This is a genomic window from Moritella sp. 28, from assembly GCF_018219435.1.
Lineage (GTDB): Bacteria > Pseudomonadota > Gammaproteobacteria > Enterobacterales > Moritellaceae > Moritella.
This window is the reverse complement of sequence record NZ_CP056121.1, coordinates 3,288,664-3,305,063: the sequence shown is the minus strand read 5'-3', so window position 1 is coordinate 3,305,063 and position 16,400 is coordinate 3,288,664. Positions and strand designations below refer to the sequence as shown.

Genomic DNA, 16,400 nt, shown 5'->3' with positions numbered 1-16,400 from the left:
CATCTTCTGTTCTGAAAGTTGGTTGCTAAAGCAGTAGGCGTACTCTTTCCTGCTATAGTCTGATAATTGGCGCTAGTTTAACGTAAATCGTGATTTCGGTCACTAATGGTTGGTGTATCTCTGCAAATTATATTGAGAACCTATAGCGTTGTTTTAAGCTCGTTATTCGAGTATATCAATACTGCATAACATTATTTATAGACGGAAGGGGAATCTTGATTTGGGCGAGTTTTAAATCGTCTGTGTAACCACATATATTGAGCCCTATCTTTATCAATGATTTGTTCGATAATGGTATTGCCTCGTTTTGCGTCTGCAGCGTGATCTTTGCTCGGGAAGTTATCGAGTGGTGGCATTATTTCTATGGTATAGCCTTTATCATCAGCATTACGTATTACGCTAAATGGCAACACTTTTGCTTTCCCAAGGTGAGCGAGTGTACTTGCACCTGTAATCGTTGCTGCATCGGGCATCGCATAAAAAGGAACAAAGGTTGCGCTGGAACGCCCGAAGTCTTGATCCGCGGTATACCAGATCACATCAAGATTGCGAAGGCTCTTAACCATTTGACGAAGATTGCTTTTAGGCACAAGTGCTTTGTTAGATCTTAGACGTCCCTTTACTTGTAGGTACTCCATTACGGGATTTTTATGCGGGCGGTAAACACCGACTCCGGGGTGGAATTGACCAAATATTCTAGCCCCCATTTCAAGTGGTAGGCAATGTACAGCGAATAAGATGACGCCGTGACCATCTGCGATGGTTTGAGCTATATGCGCTTGGCCTTTAATCGTCATATGGCGTTGAACTTTCTCGTCTGACCACCACCAAGCATTAGTAATATCGAAAATAGCTTTACCGATCTCTTCAATATTACGTTCAAGCAGGCGTTCTCGTTCTGCCTCTGGCATATCAGGAAAACAGAGCTCTAGATTTCGTTTTGCTATACTCACACGACGGCTGATAAGTTTTTTTACCAAGCGGCCGATTGCGGCTCCTAATTTCATTTGCTTGTCCAAGGGAAGGTATTGGGTTAAACGTGCCAAGCTGGCAGCAAACCAAAGCGACCAGTATTTGGGATGAAATAACTTATTTGAAAATTGCGCTTTTTCTATCAAAATAACCTCGAAACGATAATGAGAATATAACTTAAATCACATTGTAAGTATTTTTATTGGAAGATGCTATGCGGAAAACTACTGATTTTTCTTGTTTAGGATCAAGTTTATAATAACTATTAATAGTTTAGTCGATGATGCGCTAGTGGTTGTTTTTAATTGGAGCTTAGATAAATTAAAACAAGACACGTATCACAATTTTAGTTATATAAAATAAAACAGCCGATTATCGAGCTATTTTGGTAACATTGGATTGCTTTAATCAATAACTGAGCTTACACTTGTGCGCTATTATAAATGAAACTACTTCATTAGGCTTTAGAGATAGTATTATGAAAAAACCACCGTTAATTTGGTTAAATGTATTCGTTTTTGCTTCAACCTTCCTCATTGCTATAACTGCAGTGCCTTGGTATGGCTATGTATATGGTTTTGAGACCTTCGAAGTTATTGCTATGATCATCGGCATTTTCGTGTGTGGCTTATCTATTACAGGTGGTTACCATAGACTCTGGTCTCACCGCACTTATAAAGCGCATTGGTCAGTACGATTGATTTTTGCACTCGGTGGTGCGTTCGCATTACAAAATAGTGCAATCCATTGGAGTTCAGATCACCGTCGTCACCATAAACATGTTGATCATGATGATAAAGACCCGTACTCAGCAAGTCATGGCTTTTGGTTTTCGCACATTGGTTGGATGTTACGTGAATATAATGCCATGCTTTATACCGATTATACGAATGTTCGTGACTTACAAAAAGATGGTATCGCAGTATGGCAGCATAAATACTATAACGTACTTGCGCTGGTGATGAACGTTGGCGTGCCTATCTTAGTGGGTCTTCTGTACGGAGACGTTTGGGCAAGTTTATTATTGTTAGGTGTTGCTCGTTTAGTATTAAGCCATCATTTTACATTCTTTATCAACTCATGGGCACACATGTGGGGCACACAGCCTTATACAGATCGTAACACGGCTCGTGATAATGCATTATTGGCTATCTTCACTCATGGTGAGGGTTATCATAATTACCACCATATCTTTGAAACTGATTACCGTAATGGGATTAAATGGTATCAATATGATCCGACTAAATGGTTAATTAATGTTTTAGCGTGGTGCAACTTAGCAAGCGACTTACGTATGGTACCTGAAGCACGTATCGAACAGGCTAAATTGAAGATGGAATTAAAACGTCGTCACGATAAAGTGCAGCATTTACCTAATGCTGAAGAAGTTATTTTACGTCTAAATCAAGAGTACGATGTGTTATGTGAGAAACTTAACGCTTTTTATAAAGCAAAAATCGTATTATTTGAATCGAAGAAAAAATCACTGAATGATAAATTTGACAAAATTCAATTTGAGCAACAAATTCGTGATACTAAATTGCAACTAAGCCAACTTAAAGACGCGTTCCATGCACAGCGTAAAGTCTGGAATAACATGCAGCTTAGTTTTTCTCATTAGATTATAGATGTATGTAATAACAGTTAGGCTGTAATCTTAATACACCCTAACTGATTGCCAAGGATGGCATGTTAATCACGGAGGATATTTTGATCAAGCATAAAGATATGCGTAAGTATTTACTTGCGCACGATTTACTAACCAATGATTTCGGCAACGCCTCATTTTTCGCCTTTGTTGAATATGTCAGCCCATTACGCAAGTGTAGAGTCGAGACGCTTGTCAGTTTTGTTCTTGCTGGCTATTGTGAAGGTACTATTCGTATCGATCCGAATGAAGCATTAACTCAAATGGATTATATGATGAATTTCACCTGCGCTTGGCATGAATGTGAATTTGACCTTGTGAGTAATAGCTTTGTTATTCGTGGCCGTGATGAAACAAAAATGGGTGGTGATTTTGTGGTAACTATTCGACAGAATTAGGCTTAAATTTTTGTTTTTTTCGATTAAATCTATGTGATCGACCAAAATATGGTTAATAATTGGATCATTAATTTGGTTTTACTGGTATTTCAGAATTAGGCTGGTAAAATCAGCCCCCTTTTATTCTCTCATGCTGGTTCAAATATGAAATTTCCCGGTCAACGCAAGTCTAAGCATTATTTCCCTGTAAATACAGGCAATCCATTTGTCAAACCAGCAAACATTGCAAATGTAGCTCAACCTGTATTATGTGGTATTGATCAGACACTCGTTGATATTGAAGCTCATGTCGAAGATTCGTTTTTAACCCGTTTTGGGTTAAGAAAAGGCGAGTCACTGATGATCAGTGATGAAATAGCTGAGCAAATTTATACTGAGTTAAAGCAAAATGATCTTATCGTAAGTGAATTTGCTGGCGGTACTGTTGCTAATACCCTACATAACTACGCAATCCTGTCTGAATCACAGTCACTACTATTTGGTACCATGTGTGACCAAATTAAAATTGGCAGTTATGCGTACCAATATTTATGTAATACCAGCAGTAAAGTAAACCTTAATTACCTGCAACCTGTAAATGGCCCCATTGGCCGTTGCTTTACCTTTATCTCTTCTGATGGTGATCGTAGTTTCGGTATTAATGCTGGTTTAATGAATAAATTAACTAAAGAGCATTTGCCCGTTGATCAGCTGCAGAAAAGCTCTGGTCTACTTATCTCCGCTTATTTATTACGTTGTGCAGATGATGATCCAATAAAAGAAGCTGCGATGCACATGGTTGAGCAAGCTAAATTCCTTAATATTCCTATTATTCTTACACTCGGTACACGTTTCATTATTGAAGGTAATGAGAAGTGGTGGCAGAATTTCATTAACGAATATGTCACTGTGATTGCAATGAATGAAGATGAAGGTGAAGCATTAACAGGCTTTACTGATCCATTACTTGCTGCGGATGCGGCACTAGAATGGTGTGATCTTGTTCTTTGTACTGCGGGGGCTGAAGGTCTTTATATGGCGGGTTACACGGATGAAAAATATAAACGTGAAACAAGTGGCCACTTATTACCTGGTGCGATAGCTGAATTTAACCGTTATGAATACAGTCGTCCAATGCGCTTGGCTGATACGAACGAACCATTAAAAATGTATTCACATATTGCACCGTACTTAGGCGGTCCTGTCGAAATTAAAAATACCAATGGTGCGGGCGATGGTGCATTATCTGCAATCTTACATGATATGTTAGCTAACTCTTATCATAGAGATATCGTGCCTAACTCTGATAAACATTCTGCGAACTGTTTGGCTTATTCATCGCTTTCACAGCTGTGCAAATACGCAAACCGTGTAAGTTATGAAGTCTTGGCGCAACACTCGCCGCGTTTATTAAAAGGCTTGCCTGAACGTGAAGATTCATTAGATGAAGGTTACTGGTCTAGTTAATATCTTTATTGCTGATACTCGCATTATCTAGCTTTAGTGCGGGTTGATAAATAATACAAAAAATGGCGAACAACGAAACTGATACTAAGTTGAGTTGCTCGCCATTTTTTATGAGCTATTTTGTTTAAGTCACTAATAAGTAGAGACTATGGTATTAAAGAATGCGGCCGAATATTGCGTCAGAGGTGATGCTTGTCTCGGTTTATTATGCTTATCTTGCTCAATAGTCTTAGGGTTGTAACCACTCACCATCAGTACAAAAGGAACCATGTGATTTTTTTCTGTTTTTACAAAACCAACTAAATTAGATAAACCTTTTAATGAACCCGTTTTCGCGACAATCTTACCTGTTAGTTTCTTTGTCAATAACCCGCGACGATATTGCAATGTACCATCTACACCTGATATTGGCATTGTGTCTAATAATTGTAGTTCATCATCATGGCGGATGACATACTCCAGTACTCTGAACATAGTTTGTGCAGACACTAAATTGTGACGTGATAGTCCAGAGCCATCGGCAATCACATTCGATGCTAATGAGATGTCTTTTTCGGCCAAGATTAAGCGCATGGCTTTAGCGCCATTTCGGTAATTACCTGCTTGTTGGAAGTATTCTGCACCGATGGTTTTAAATAATATGTCAGCAATTAAATTATCTGACTCTTTCATCATTCTAGCGACAATTTCTGCAAGCGGTGGTGACTGGTGATTGATCACTTCGGCTGTCTTTATCGTTTTATGGCTTTCAACAACCTGGCCGGTAAATTTAATGCTCGCTTGTGCTAATTCTGCTTTAAGCAGTGCTGTAAAGTAAGTGGTCGGTTCTGAAATAGCAAATGACAAGGGAAGGTTACGTTTAGAGGGCGTAATACAGCCAAATAACGTGTAATTGTTGTCTGGATGGCGTGTGACCTCTAAATCACAAAACTGTGCCTTCTGCTGCTCTTTAGTGACGATATTAACTTGGCTCGTTAATACTATCGGTTCATAGTCCGGAATGTAAACAGTTGCTTTTTCAAGTTCGGCAGAGCGCTTTAAATTTCCTAATACACAATTACTGTTGATGACCAAGGCTGACGCTTGTGTGGCATAACAGACAGCTTGATCATTCCATACCTGACCATTGCCCCAATTATAACCGTTAAAACGGCTTTGATTAAGCGTGATATCACCGTTAATATGTGTGATCCCTTTGGCTTTTAATTGCTTAAGCATTTTACGTAAATCTTTTCTGGTGAAAGTTGGGTCACCCGTAAAATTAAACTCCATTTCGCTTAATGTCTGTTTATAAATATTGCCATGTAAGCTGGTCTTAAAGATATACTCGTCTGTAAGGTAAAGCTTGGCTGCTAATGCTGTTAGTAGCTTTTGTGTTGATGCTGGCGTTAATAAGAGGTCGGCATTATGTTGATTGATGGTGTTACTATTGATTTTTTCAGTTGCATTGAAAGGTTGACCAATAATATAGGCAACATTTGTACCTGGCGGGAGCAGTTTTTCTAAAGGCGCTATTTCATCGGTATTAGCGTTGGCATTCATGCTGATGAAGTAGAGAGTAGTACAATAAAGGAAAGTTCGTAACATATTATTTTTTAATATTGATTGCTGTATGGATGATTATTCTATCTGAGATTGCAAAGCAATAAAATGCGTATAATTAAATTACACAAAATATTCATACATGCGATATTACTACACGAGTGATATTTTAAATGAGAAAGCATAGTCATGTATTGATTGTGATGGCTATAAAAGTAAAGGCTAAGTCGTGATAAAAGCAGTAGAACGGTTATGGATTGTTTACCTTATTGAAACTGATGCGGGCCTGTATTGTGGTATAACTACCGATATGGAAAGACGTTATCAGCAGCATTGTAAAGGAACGGGTGCGAAATTTTTTCGTCGAGCGAAACCGATACGGATTGCATATACAGAAATCCAACCCGACCGAAGTCGGGCCAGTAAACGAGAGTACGCGATTAAACAGTTACCGCGGAAACAAAAACTCGCTTTAATCAAGTCTGCGAGTTTTTGCGATTAAATCGCTTTGGTTAGGATCTCAGGCATACCAGCTGCTTGGATTGCTGACGGATTACCGTCGAGGGCTGCTGAAAAATGAATCGGTTTAATCTTAGCCGCTCTTTCGGCATCGAATACTGGGATCTGCGCCATCGCATGTTCAGTTAGAGCCAAAATTGTAAGCGATGGATTTACGCCTAAGTTACCAGCAATAATTGAACCATCGAGAATACGCAGGTTCTTATAGCCATAAGCCTGGCCTGTACCATCAAGTACCGCTGTTTTTGGATCCTTGCCCATTATTGCTCCTCCCATCATGTGAGCTGTGATAGGGGTGCCCACAATGACTTCTAAGGCGAGATTACCGGCATCACCACCGGAACGCTTCACGTAATGTTCAGCTACTTTATGCGCAATAGGGAAGTAGTTTCTGAGTTTTTCGTCACCTTTGTGTTGCACAGGTATCCATGTTGGTTTGAACGGTGAGTACCAAGCACGTTTACTTTCTAGGTGAATGTGGTTTTGTGCTGTCTGCATCACTAATAAGATAATCGTGTCTTTCGCTTTACCAACTGGGTTTGCCATTTTAAGGGTTTTAATGGGTTGCTTAGCGATATTAATGAGCATGCTCACAGAGCGGGGAATTCCAGACTGTTTTGACGTTAGTGGTACTGACATGCCTCCTGTAAATGCAGCGTCACTGCCTTTTGCATAACGCACAATTTCAACCTTGGTTTCATCATCTGGAGAGAAGATCGAGGTAATAGCACTGCCATTCCAAACTTCTTCTTTTTGTTCTTGTTGGGTCAGGCGATTGTGTGAAACTGTTAATAATGTTTCTGAGTTTGTTAGTACGTTCTGACCAAGGTTTGGACTTAGATTTGGTAATGTCTTTTCGACATCCCGCATTCTGAGCAGCAATGGCATGGTGCCAAAGACACCACCTGAAACGATGACGCCACGTGTTGTTAAGGTGTATTTTTTCTTATTAAATAAACCTAAACCTTCGGTTACATGGATTGTGTAGCCCGCATTACCATCTTTTACGCCGTTTTCATCGGCAATCGGTTCAATCTTAGTGACATTTGATTCTGGACGGATTTCTGCACCATTACGTTCAGCGAAGTAAAGATAGTTTTTATCGAGACTATTTTTAGCATTGTGACGGCAACCAGACATACAGTTACCACAATAGGTGCAGCTATTTCGTTTTGGGCCATCGCCATTAAAATAGGGGTCGCCACGATCTTCACCTAAACGTTCAACATCTATATTTTGTGAAACCTTATTTTCACCTTTTGGATAGAGCAGGCCGCTATATACAGTTTTAAAGGTATCTTCACGTCCCATATCCTTTGCAACATCTTTTAAAATAAGGTCGGCAGGACCAAAGAATCGGTTTTGTTGTACGCCAATCATACGCTGTGCTAATGCATAATAAGGAGATAAACGTGTATGCCAGTCTTCATGCATACCTGTCCATGATGGATGAGTAAAGATCTCAGGACCCGGGATAAGGTGAGTGTTTCCGTAAACAAGTGAACCTCCCCCAACCGCGCTACCATGAACCAAGTTAATTTTACGTGTGATAGAGAGTGTAAATGGTCCTGTAAGGCCTAATTGAGGCAACCACATAAAACGCTTTAAATTCCAACTCGTTCGTGAGAACTCTTTCGTCCTAATGCGTTTACCACGCTCTAATACTAATACTCGAAATCCTTTTTCTGTTAAACGCAATGCGCTGGCGGCCCCACCAAAACCAGATCCAATGATTATCTGGTCAAAATCAAAGTTAGTATTTGACATATATTACCCCTACTGCTAATCCGTTAGTATCACACCAAGACTGTACTTTAAGCACTATATTTGTTTTAGAATATCTTGGGTGTGCTCATTAGGTTAATTAAGATTAATGACTGAAATATGTTATCAAGAGTTGTTATCATTGTATGCACCATACTGTAGGTATGTCGCGGAACATTTTCTTTAATTAATTGTTAATGTTGTATTTAATCTATATTAAATAATACTAGTAAAATTATCAGGCTGTTATGTTTCGAGACGTTTTCATTGATTAAGCTGTTGTGGCGTTGACTTATGATAGCGCTAACGTGAACGCAATCGCAAAAATAAAATATTGTCATGTATACCTAATGAGGTAGAAAATGCGAATACATAAAAATATACCAATCAACCATAAAGGGCGGGACTTCTTTGTGGGAGACATTCACGGTGAATATAATTTGTTATTAGCGACATTAGCGCAGTGTCAGTTTGATTTTGAGTGTGACCGTTTGTTTTCTGTTGGGGATATTGTGGATCGTGGTCCTGACTCAATAGCATGCCTTGAATTGCTTAAAAAACCTTGGTTTTATGCCGTTAGGGGAAATCACGAAGAAATGTTATTCGCTGATAGTAATAGTGAGTTGGCTCGAATTCATCGTAATGTAGGTGGAGAGTGGTTCTTTCAGTGTTCAAGAGACGAGCAAGCTAGGTTAAAACTACTAATAGAACAGTATTGTCCAATCGCATTTACTATCGAGTCAGAATTTGGCAAGATTGGCGTCTGCCACGCAAATGCACCATTAAGTTGGTTATCGTTACAAAATGCAGGTATAGATGACATGGAATTATTAAAGGAATGCGTTTGGTCGACTAAACAATATAAGCAGGTGAAGCAGGGAGAAATATTTCATATTCAAGGGGTTAACTTGGCAATACATGGCCATGTAAATTGCACGCGAGTCACAACTAATTCGAATCAATTATGGATTGATACATTAATGCGGACAAGACGATTAACCATCTTATCCGCACAACAAGCATACATGGTGGTAGCTTAATTCTTAATCCTGTGTCTGCGCTGGCGCTGCTTTAAAAAAGTAATTTAATTCACTAAGTACCTGATTAAATGTAGCTTCATGCATCGTCGTTCGTGGAACAGACTTGTAAGAGTTACGATTACGTACATCATGGTTACCCTGGCGACTAAATATACCTTGATAAGAAAATAATGTGATCGTGTCTTCTTGAAGGATAACAAAGTTATTCTCATCGCCGAGTAACTGCCATGTTTTAAAGTTACCCGCAAATAAATCAATACCATTACTGTAATCTGAAATCGGGTTCTTTACAGCGGATAGGTTACTCAAAATAGTCGGAACCAAATCTGTGTGGTTTGTGTCTTGTTCTATGACACTTGGTTCCTTTCCTGGCCACACGATAAATAATGGTACTTGAGTTTGATAGATAGAATAAGAACTTCCATAACCCCATGAATGGTTTTCTGAGTCATTAAACTCAGTGCCATGGTTAGACGTAAATACGATAACCGTATTATCAAACTGGCCTGTCTGCTTTAGCTCATAGACTAATTTTGAAATGGCTTTATCGACATAACTAACACTGTTTCGATAGCTGTTAAATAATGCTAGTTGGCGATTACTGGCCTGGCTATTTAGATCTTGAATATTCGGGTAAAACATAGCTGGAAAACCATTCGGAGTTTTCATGTTTTGCACTGAGTTCAGACTGACATAGCTGAACCAAGGCTGTGTATCTTGTTGCTTACCTAACCACTTTATTGTTGCATCGATAGTTTCATTGTCACTATTTGATCCTTCAACAATGGTTGTCTGTGGTGATTCTAAATTAATAAACGCCGTTTGTTTTTGTCGATAAGACGCTAAATCATCAGTACTAAATATACCAAGGTTATAGTTTGCTTGAGTGAAATAGTCGAGCATAAACGGAGGTTTCGCTGAGGTTTGGATATCATCCCAGTATTGTGATGCAAGGCCATACATCATGCTGAAGTTACCCAAAATGTTATCATTGCTGGTACTAAAGTGATGGGTAAACAATTGAGCTTGTTGTGATAACTTTGTCATTTCAGGCATGACGCTACTATTAAGCATATCTGCTCGAAGCGTACTTATATTAACGAATAAAACGTTAAGTTTCTGACTCTCGTTATTAATTACCAACGGACTTTTAGGATAGTCGAGACGTGAATCTGATAGTTTATCTGTATCTGTCACACGCTTGTCAAATGCTTTTTTATCTAACCAGCCGTATTTAGCAAGGAAGGTTCTTGCTGTCATAGGGTAAGCCAGTGGGAAATTTGCTTTTTGTGCGGTAATAGGGCGGTACACTGCCGCATCAGCCCACATGTGTAGCAGGTGTCCCGTTAAGAAACAGCTGAAAAAGAAGATCGCAATAATAGGACCAAGTTTAAAACGGCTTAAACGTCTTAATCTGTGCCACAGAAAACTTGAGATAAGTAATTCAAATAAGAATAAGAAAGGTACGAAAACAAAGAACGATTGCCAATCGGAGTTAAGTGTTTGTTCGTTCTCTCCAAGTAATATCTCAAATATAATTGGATTTATATGTAAATTATAGAGCTTAAATATTTCTGTATCGATAATTAACAGCGATATTCCCAACGTGGAAAATAGGACTGTTAAAAAACGCAGTGTACGTGGAAACGGTATCAGAAAACTGACGGGGAAGATGACCACCAGATATAATATGAAAATGATAAAACTAAAATGACCCAGCAAGCTGATAAGGGAATAAACTTGACCTAGCATCGTTTCAGGCCATTCGGCGATGAAAAGGTAACGTGATGCAACAATGATTGCCAGTAAGATATTGGCTAAGCTAAACCAATGACCCCAACTGATAATTTTGGAGACCTGATCGCGATAATGATGTCCTGTTTCTAGCATAAGTTAAACTGCTGTCTCATATAGTATTTTTATAATGTAATGGCGAATAATAAATGACAAGGCATCCTTGCCTATCATTTTAATTAATGTGATGTATCTTTACTCTTTACTGATGCAACAAGTGCTTTAGCAAATTTTTCAGCAACCGCTTGGCGCTGTTTTGGTGATAAAGAAGCATTGATGATATTTGCAGCTGCATTACCAAGTACCATTAAACCAAGGTCTAGTGGCGCGTCGTGCTTTTCTAGTACATCAATAACTTCATCAATAACTTTTTCAACTTTATCACTTTTGTATTTAGAAACTATAGGCATAATTTAATCTTTTAATGTATGAATGGGCAAAGATGATTATAATACCTCACAGAATTCATTAACTCTAATACTTTAAATATATGCAGCTAAAATTAAATAACATTATTCTACATTCGTTAGCCTTTAATACAGAAGGTGAGCTGAAATGTTACCCTCGTAGTGAAGAATTGGTTAATTCACAGCCTGTTGAAGAGCTTGCGAGTGAATTACATCGAATCTACAATGCCAAACCAGCGAAAGGTTTTGGTTATTTTAAATGCGCAGAAGAGGACAATAGTCGTCTACCTTTTGAAATTGAACTTCGCAAATTTATGGATGAAGAAAGTAATTTTGTTGATTTTTCAAGCTCTGCTTCAAACTTGTTGGTGGGTGAACTACTCAAATATGACTTTGTGACACAAGGTATTCTGTCGTTTGTTCATTATAATTGGATGGCATCTGATTACCTTATCGTTGCGTTATTAGAAAATAAAGACAGTGTAATGGTTACTGAACAACTCGATCTCAGTAATACGCATTATCTTGAACTGTCTAAAGTACAGCTTGCAGCTAAAATTGATTTGACTGAGTGGCGACAAAATAGCGATTCGAAACGTTACTTATCATTTATTAAAGGCCGTGCTGGTCGTAAGGTATCAGATTTTTTCTTAGATTTTCTTGGCTGTACAGAAGGAATGGATGCAAAATTACAAAATGCAGGCTTAATGCGTGCTGTTGATGAGTTTTGTCATGTAGCAGAGCTAGATGCTGAAGAGTCGATACAAGCACGTGAGCAAGTCGCACAGTACTGTAATGAGCAAATCAAAGAAGGTAATGAGATTGAAGTTAAAGATCTATCCGATCATCTAGGTGATGTGACATCTCGTGACTTTTATCAGTACGCGTCAGAAGCCTATGAACTTGAAGATAGTTTTCCTGCAGATCGTGGCGCTGTACGTAAACTGACTAAATATGTCGGGCAAGGCGGTGGTCTTAGTGTTAGTTTTGATCAAAAATTGATGGGTGAACGCATTACTTATGATGCACAAACGGATACGTTAACAATTGTTGGTATTCCGCCTAATTTGCGTGAGCAGCTTATACGTCGTGGCAGCTCTGTTGATGATAACGAATAGTATTTAACTCGTTATTTGTTGTAAATGCAGATGATGGTAATGACGATTATCATCATTTGTTTAAGTCTCATTCAATCAATTTGTTTTCTATAGATCTCGCTTGTTTTAATCCCCATTCTCCTTTGACCGCTACTTTTATCATCATATCTAAAAATATATGCAAGCCGTTATTATCGAGGTCAAGACAAATACCATGGCTTTCTCGAGAATAAATATATAAGGCGACAAGATTATCAGGTTTTTTATCAAGCGAGATTCGTGTCGTTAGCAGCGCATCGGGTTTTGCCGGTGTCGATTTTTTCTGTATTTCGGTTCGCCCTGCAGCATCATGTAATGCTTGCTGATGTTTATCTGCGAAAGACGCTTCTTGGATCGTTTTGTTTTCTTTGTATAAAGATTGAATTTTATCTAGCTCATATTGCAGTGTTAACTCAGCATTTAGCATTTCTAATAATTTCTTGCACATGTGACGAGTTAGCCACCACTGAGGATGATTTATATTATTAGAAACGATGAGTAACATGCGATCTTCAACTGGGTTATAAGTTAAGCTAACTTGGCTCATTCGTTATCCTTAGGGGATGATGTACATTGTATTGATATTACTTAATAGTAGTTTTTACGTCGTAAAGTGCAAATACAAATGGTAAACACTTTTAGGGTAATTTTAATGCAGATGTTGAGAGTGTGTACTAAACGGCATAGTGCAGAATTATGACTATATCTAAATGAGAAGTATGATTAAATTAAATTAAATCAATAGATAAGATGAACATGAAGGGAGTTGGGATGGAAAGTTAGAATAAAAAAGGGAGGAGAAGGCCTCCCCCTAACCATTAAGTTATCAAAGCTTAATTAAGCTTCAGCAGTTGCTTTTGAAGCTGCAGCTTTAACCACTTTTTGTACTTTTGCTGGTTCAGTTTTTAATTCGCTGATCATTTGAGCAAGTAGGTCGATTTTGCTTTCTACTTCATTCAGCTTTTGACCTTGAACACCAGTAAAGCGACCAGTAATGCTTTGTGCTTTAGTTTCAATTGATTCTAAAGAGATTTTTTTGCTAAAAATAGCAGACACTTGCTCTTTAATTTGTGGTTCAACTTGAGTGCCACGTTCAACTAAAGATTCAAATAGTTGAGTTGCTTTATCTGATGACTTTGCTGCTTCATCAATGATTGTGCCGTAAACACCAAAACCTGCAGTGATAGATGTTTTTGCTGTTTCTTTTGCGACATTGTAGATAGTTTCTACTTGGTTTAGTAAGTTAGCCATTGTAATCACTCCTAGTGAAAGTATTTTAGGTTAAGGTTTGTTTCCAACTGAGTTAATCATATTGGTTTTATTTAGAAATCACATTCCAGAGGGAAATAAAACATGGCTAACTTGTAAATAAAAATGCACCACCGTAAGTGATGCATTTCACTAACCTTATTTGCGGTTTATCACTTAGCTCGAAGAGCCTACAATATATACCAGAGGGATTATTTTTTCAGTTGATATACTACGGTTGTTCCGCTTACTTCATTTGCCACGAGTAATAGAGGTTTACCGTTTGGACTCTTGTTCTCTGGAATAAACTTCATACCTTCAGGACCTAGATCACCAATAGCATGAGGGTTGCCCTTTGTTATTACACCGTCTTCAACTTCAAATTTAGGTGTAAAATTACGGTTAATAATGTAATCGATGAAATAAGCCTGCTGTGGCACGGTAATATCATAAATCATAAAGCCAGATGTACGCTCTAAACCAATAAAGGCATATTGACGTCCATTAATTTCGCCAATCGCTAATGCTTCTGGCTCTGCGCCTTTATCATCACTGCGGCTATCTCCTTTGTTTTTACTGTTATGGTTATTGAAGTTGATACCTAAGCGGTCCGCAGTGATACGTTCAAAGTCATTACCACTGTCAAATACTTGTTTGCCTTGTGCATCCCAAATAGAGAAAGATCGTGAACCGTAGCTGTAGATCTTATCTATGTCTCCGTCATTATCAGTATCACCAATACTGGTTGTTACTTTGAGTCGTCCTAGCTGTTTTTTATCTTGGATGGCATCAAATTGAGGGTGGTTTTTATCAAGTGTTAACTTACCTGCGCGGGTTTCTTCTGAGAACCCTGCGTAATCACGCGCATCACCTTCGTTGGCTGTGACGATGAAATCAGCGCCTTCAATGCTGTAGCTAGCGATTGTATCAGGCTGGTAAAGACCGTACACACCAGGGTAAGATTGGATATTTATTTCTCCATCCTTATCACTGGCATCGATAGCGTTTTTCACTAGACCATAATCCTTGCAGCCTAAATCAATAATACGCTCAACGCGTTGTGACTTGAGGTCTATCACTGCAATTGCATTATTTTCTTGTAATGATACAAACGCTTGCGAGTTATCGTGAGATATGGCGATATATTCAGGTTCAAGGTCTTGGCTAACGGATGATTTTGGACCGTTTACCTTTACACCTTTTGGTAATTCATGATGACGTGCTGACTGTGTATCAAAGTCGTTAAAATTGATATTAATTGCTTGTTTTACTGGCACATTGTTATTGATGTTGATGATGGAAATTGAGCCTTCAGGATCGACGGTATAATCATTACTTGGTTCACCTTCGTTGGCTACAATCACTTTATTGCCGTCATGGGTGAAAACAACATTATCGGGTAGGTAACCGACTTCGACAGCGCGTAAATAAGTCGCTTTTCCTGTGTTGTCTAGACTATAGAAACCAATGAATCCACGGTCTTGCACTGAATTTCCTTTGTCGTCACCACGTTCGATCGCAACAGCAAGTAAATTATCATAAATAGCAACGCTGTTCACAGAACCTAGGCGTGTTAGATTTAGATCTGAAGCGAGGTTTAACGTGGATTTTTTAATTAAATTATTAAGTGTTAATGGGTCAACAGTGGTTTTTGTCGTGTTATTAGCGGTATTTTTTATGGTACTAATTATACTGGCATCGAGAATATCAACTTGACCACTTTTAGCGTTAACCACAAAAATAGATTTACTTTGTGCATGATAATCTAAGATCTCTGCTGCACTAACACCATATTGACCTGATTCATAACGTGCAAGCATTGTTACTGTAAGAGGCGGTTTTATGAGTTGTTGCGATGTGTCCCTTGGTTTTGCTATACAAGCTGTTATGGCTGTCGTTAGTGCAAGGGCGATGGTTGTGCTTATCAGAGTCTTTTTCATTTGATTCACTTATTTTATTGTTTTTATGAATACGCATGTGTGTATATTGATAAATATAGGGTAGTTGTAATGCACATTTGTGATACTCATATGACATCTTTGTGAAATATTGATATTCATCCACCTAAATATGACATTTAAAGTTATACTTTCACTTCTTCAAATCCCCAAGTTGGTTGGGTGAATTATTCGTTTGTTAAAAAGGATGGAACAATCATGGCGTTCAAACATATTGTGATGTGGACTTTACTCGACACTGCCAATGGTAATGATAAAAGCACAAATGCTAAATTAGCGAAAGAAGCTCTTGAAGCGCTTAATGGTCAGATTCCAGGGTTACAACGTTTGGAAGTTGGTATTGATTGTCTGCAAGGTGCAGGCTCTTACGATTTAGTATTAATTGCTGATCTCGATTCTCGTGAAACGTTAGATGTATATCAAGATCACCCAGCACATCAAGCTGTGTTACCTATGATGAAAAGCATCACTAGCCAGCGTGCAGCTGTAGATTATTAATACCTAATTTATACAAAATAGATGAAAAAA

The 16,400-nt window shown here is 38.4% G+C and carries 15 protein-coding genes; 7 read left to right on the top strand and 8 right to left on the bottom strand.

Features of this window, described 5'->3' with window-relative positions; all coding sequences use genetic code 11:
• Positions 1-191 precede the first annotated feature (191 nt).
• A complete protein-coding gene (lpxL, locus tag HWV02_RS14540; protein WP_211688396.1) occupies positions 192-1,118 on the bottom strand; it encodes an LpxL/LpxP family Kdo(2)-lipid IV(A) lauroyl/palmitoleoyl acyltransferase in 927 nt (308 codons plus the stop codon).
• A gap of 332 nt (positions 1,119-1,450) precedes the next feature.
• Here lpxL and HWV02_RS14535 point away from each other — a divergent pair, with 332 nt between their 5' ends.
• The 3 genes from HWV02_RS14535 (at position 1,451) to HWV02_RS14525 (ending at position 4,464) form a co-directional block, all read left to right on the top strand.
• A complete protein-coding gene (locus HWV02_RS14535; RefSeq protein ID WP_211676489.1) occupies positions 1,451-2,593 on the top strand; it encodes a fatty acid desaturase in 1,143 nt (380 codons plus the stop codon).
• A 68-nt stretch (positions 2,594-2,661) separates the two neighbouring features.
• Positions 2,662-3,018, top strand: a complete 357-nt coding sequence (locus HWV02_RS14530; RefSeq protein WP_255546829.1) for a hypothetical protein — start codon at positions 2,662-2,664, stop codon at positions 3,016-3,018.
• Positions 3,019-3,162: 144 nt separating this feature from the next.
• On the top strand, positions 3,163-4,464 hold the full coding sequence (locus HWV02_RS14525; RefSeq protein ID WP_211676488.1) for an inosine/guanosine kinase: 1,302 nt from the start codon (positions 3,163-3,165) through the stop codon (positions 4,462-4,464).
• A gap of 132 nt (positions 4,465-4,596) precedes the next feature.
• Here HWV02_RS14525 and dacB read toward each other — a convergent pair whose 3' ends face one another.
• Entirely contained in the window at positions 4,597-6,051 is a 1,455-nt protein-coding gene (dacB, locus tag HWV02_RS14520; protein WP_255550350.1) for a D-alanyl-D-alanine carboxypeptidase/D-alanyl-D-alanine-endopeptidase, read from the bottom strand.
• A 184-nt stretch (positions 6,052-6,235) separates the two neighbouring features.
• On the opposite strand from dacB, the gene HWV02_RS14515 reads away from it, so the two are divergent.
• The gene (locus HWV02_RS14515) at positions 6,236-6,508 is read left to right on the top strand and encodes a GIY-YIG nuclease family protein (RefSeq protein ID WP_211676487.1); all 273 of its coding nucleotides are present in this window, start codon (positions 6,236-6,238) and stop codon (positions 6,506-6,508) included.
• On the opposite strand, the gene HWV02_RS14510 is transcribed toward HWV02_RS14515, so the two are convergent.
• Positions 6,505-8,292 (bottom strand): GMC oxidoreductase, encoded by a 1,788-nt coding sequence (locus HWV02_RS14510; RefSeq protein ID WP_211676486.1) that lies wholly within the window; start codon positions 8,290-8,292, stop codon positions 6,505-6,507. The genes HWV02_RS14515 and HWV02_RS14510 overlap by 4 nt on opposite strands.
• Positions 8,293-8,651: 359 nt before the next feature.
• Between HWV02_RS14510 and HWV02_RS14505 the strand changes: the two genes are divergently transcribed.
• Entirely contained in the window at positions 8,652-9,329 is a 678-nt protein-coding gene (locus HWV02_RS14505; protein WP_211676485.1) for a metallophosphoesterase, read from the top strand.
• A 3-nt stretch (positions 9,330-9,332) separates the two neighbouring features.
• Here HWV02_RS14505 and HWV02_RS14500 read toward each other — a convergent pair whose 3' ends face one another.
• Entirely contained in the window at positions 9,333-11,219 is a 1,887-nt protein-coding gene (locus HWV02_RS14500) for a DUF3413 domain-containing protein (RefSeq protein ID WP_211676484.1), read from the bottom strand.
• A gap of 83 nt (positions 11,220-11,302) precedes the next feature.
• Positions 11,303-11,533 (bottom strand): DUF1414 domain-containing protein, encoded by a 231-nt coding sequence (locus HWV02_RS14495; RefSeq protein ID WP_019442879.1) that lies wholly within the window; start codon positions 11,531-11,533, stop codon positions 11,303-11,305.
• Between the two features lie 80 nt (positions 11,534-11,613).
• Here HWV02_RS14495 and yejK point away from each other — a divergent pair, with 80 nt between their 5' ends.
• A complete protein-coding gene (gene yejK / locus HWV02_RS14490; RefSeq protein WP_211676483.1) occupies positions 11,614-12,648 on the top strand; it encodes a nucleoid-associated protein YejK in 1,035 nt (344 codons plus the stop codon).
• Positions 12,649-12,715: 67 nt separating this feature from the next.
• Here yejK and HWV02_RS14485 read toward each other — a convergent pair whose 3' ends face one another.
• The 3 genes from HWV02_RS14485 to HWV02_RS14475 form a co-directional block, all read right to left on the bottom strand.
• Positions 12,716-13,213, bottom strand: coding sequence for a hypothetical protein (locus tag HWV02_RS14485; protein WP_067044041.1), 498 nt, complete (start codon positions 13,211-13,213; stop codon positions 12,716-12,718).
• Positions 13,214-13,503: 290 nt separating this feature from the next.
• A complete protein-coding gene (locus tag HWV02_RS14480) occupies positions 13,504-13,917 on the bottom strand; it encodes a hypothetical protein (protein ID WP_211688395.1) in 414 nt (137 codons plus the stop codon).
• Between the two features lie 209 nt (positions 13,918-14,126).
• Complete coding sequence (locus tag HWV02_RS14475) at positions 14,127-15,854, bottom strand: choice-of-anchor I family protein (RefSeq protein ID WP_211688393.1); 1,728 nt, start codon at positions 15,852-15,854, stop codon at positions 14,127-14,129.
• Positions 15,855-16,070: 216 nt separating this feature from the next.
• On the opposite strand from HWV02_RS14475, the gene HWV02_RS14470 reads away from it, so the two are divergent.
• Complete coding sequence (locus HWV02_RS14470; protein WP_017219590.1) at positions 16,071-16,370, top strand: Dabb family protein; 300 nt, start codon at positions 16,071-16,073, stop codon at positions 16,368-16,370.
• The last annotated feature ends 30 nt before the right edge of the window (positions 16,371-16,400 follow it).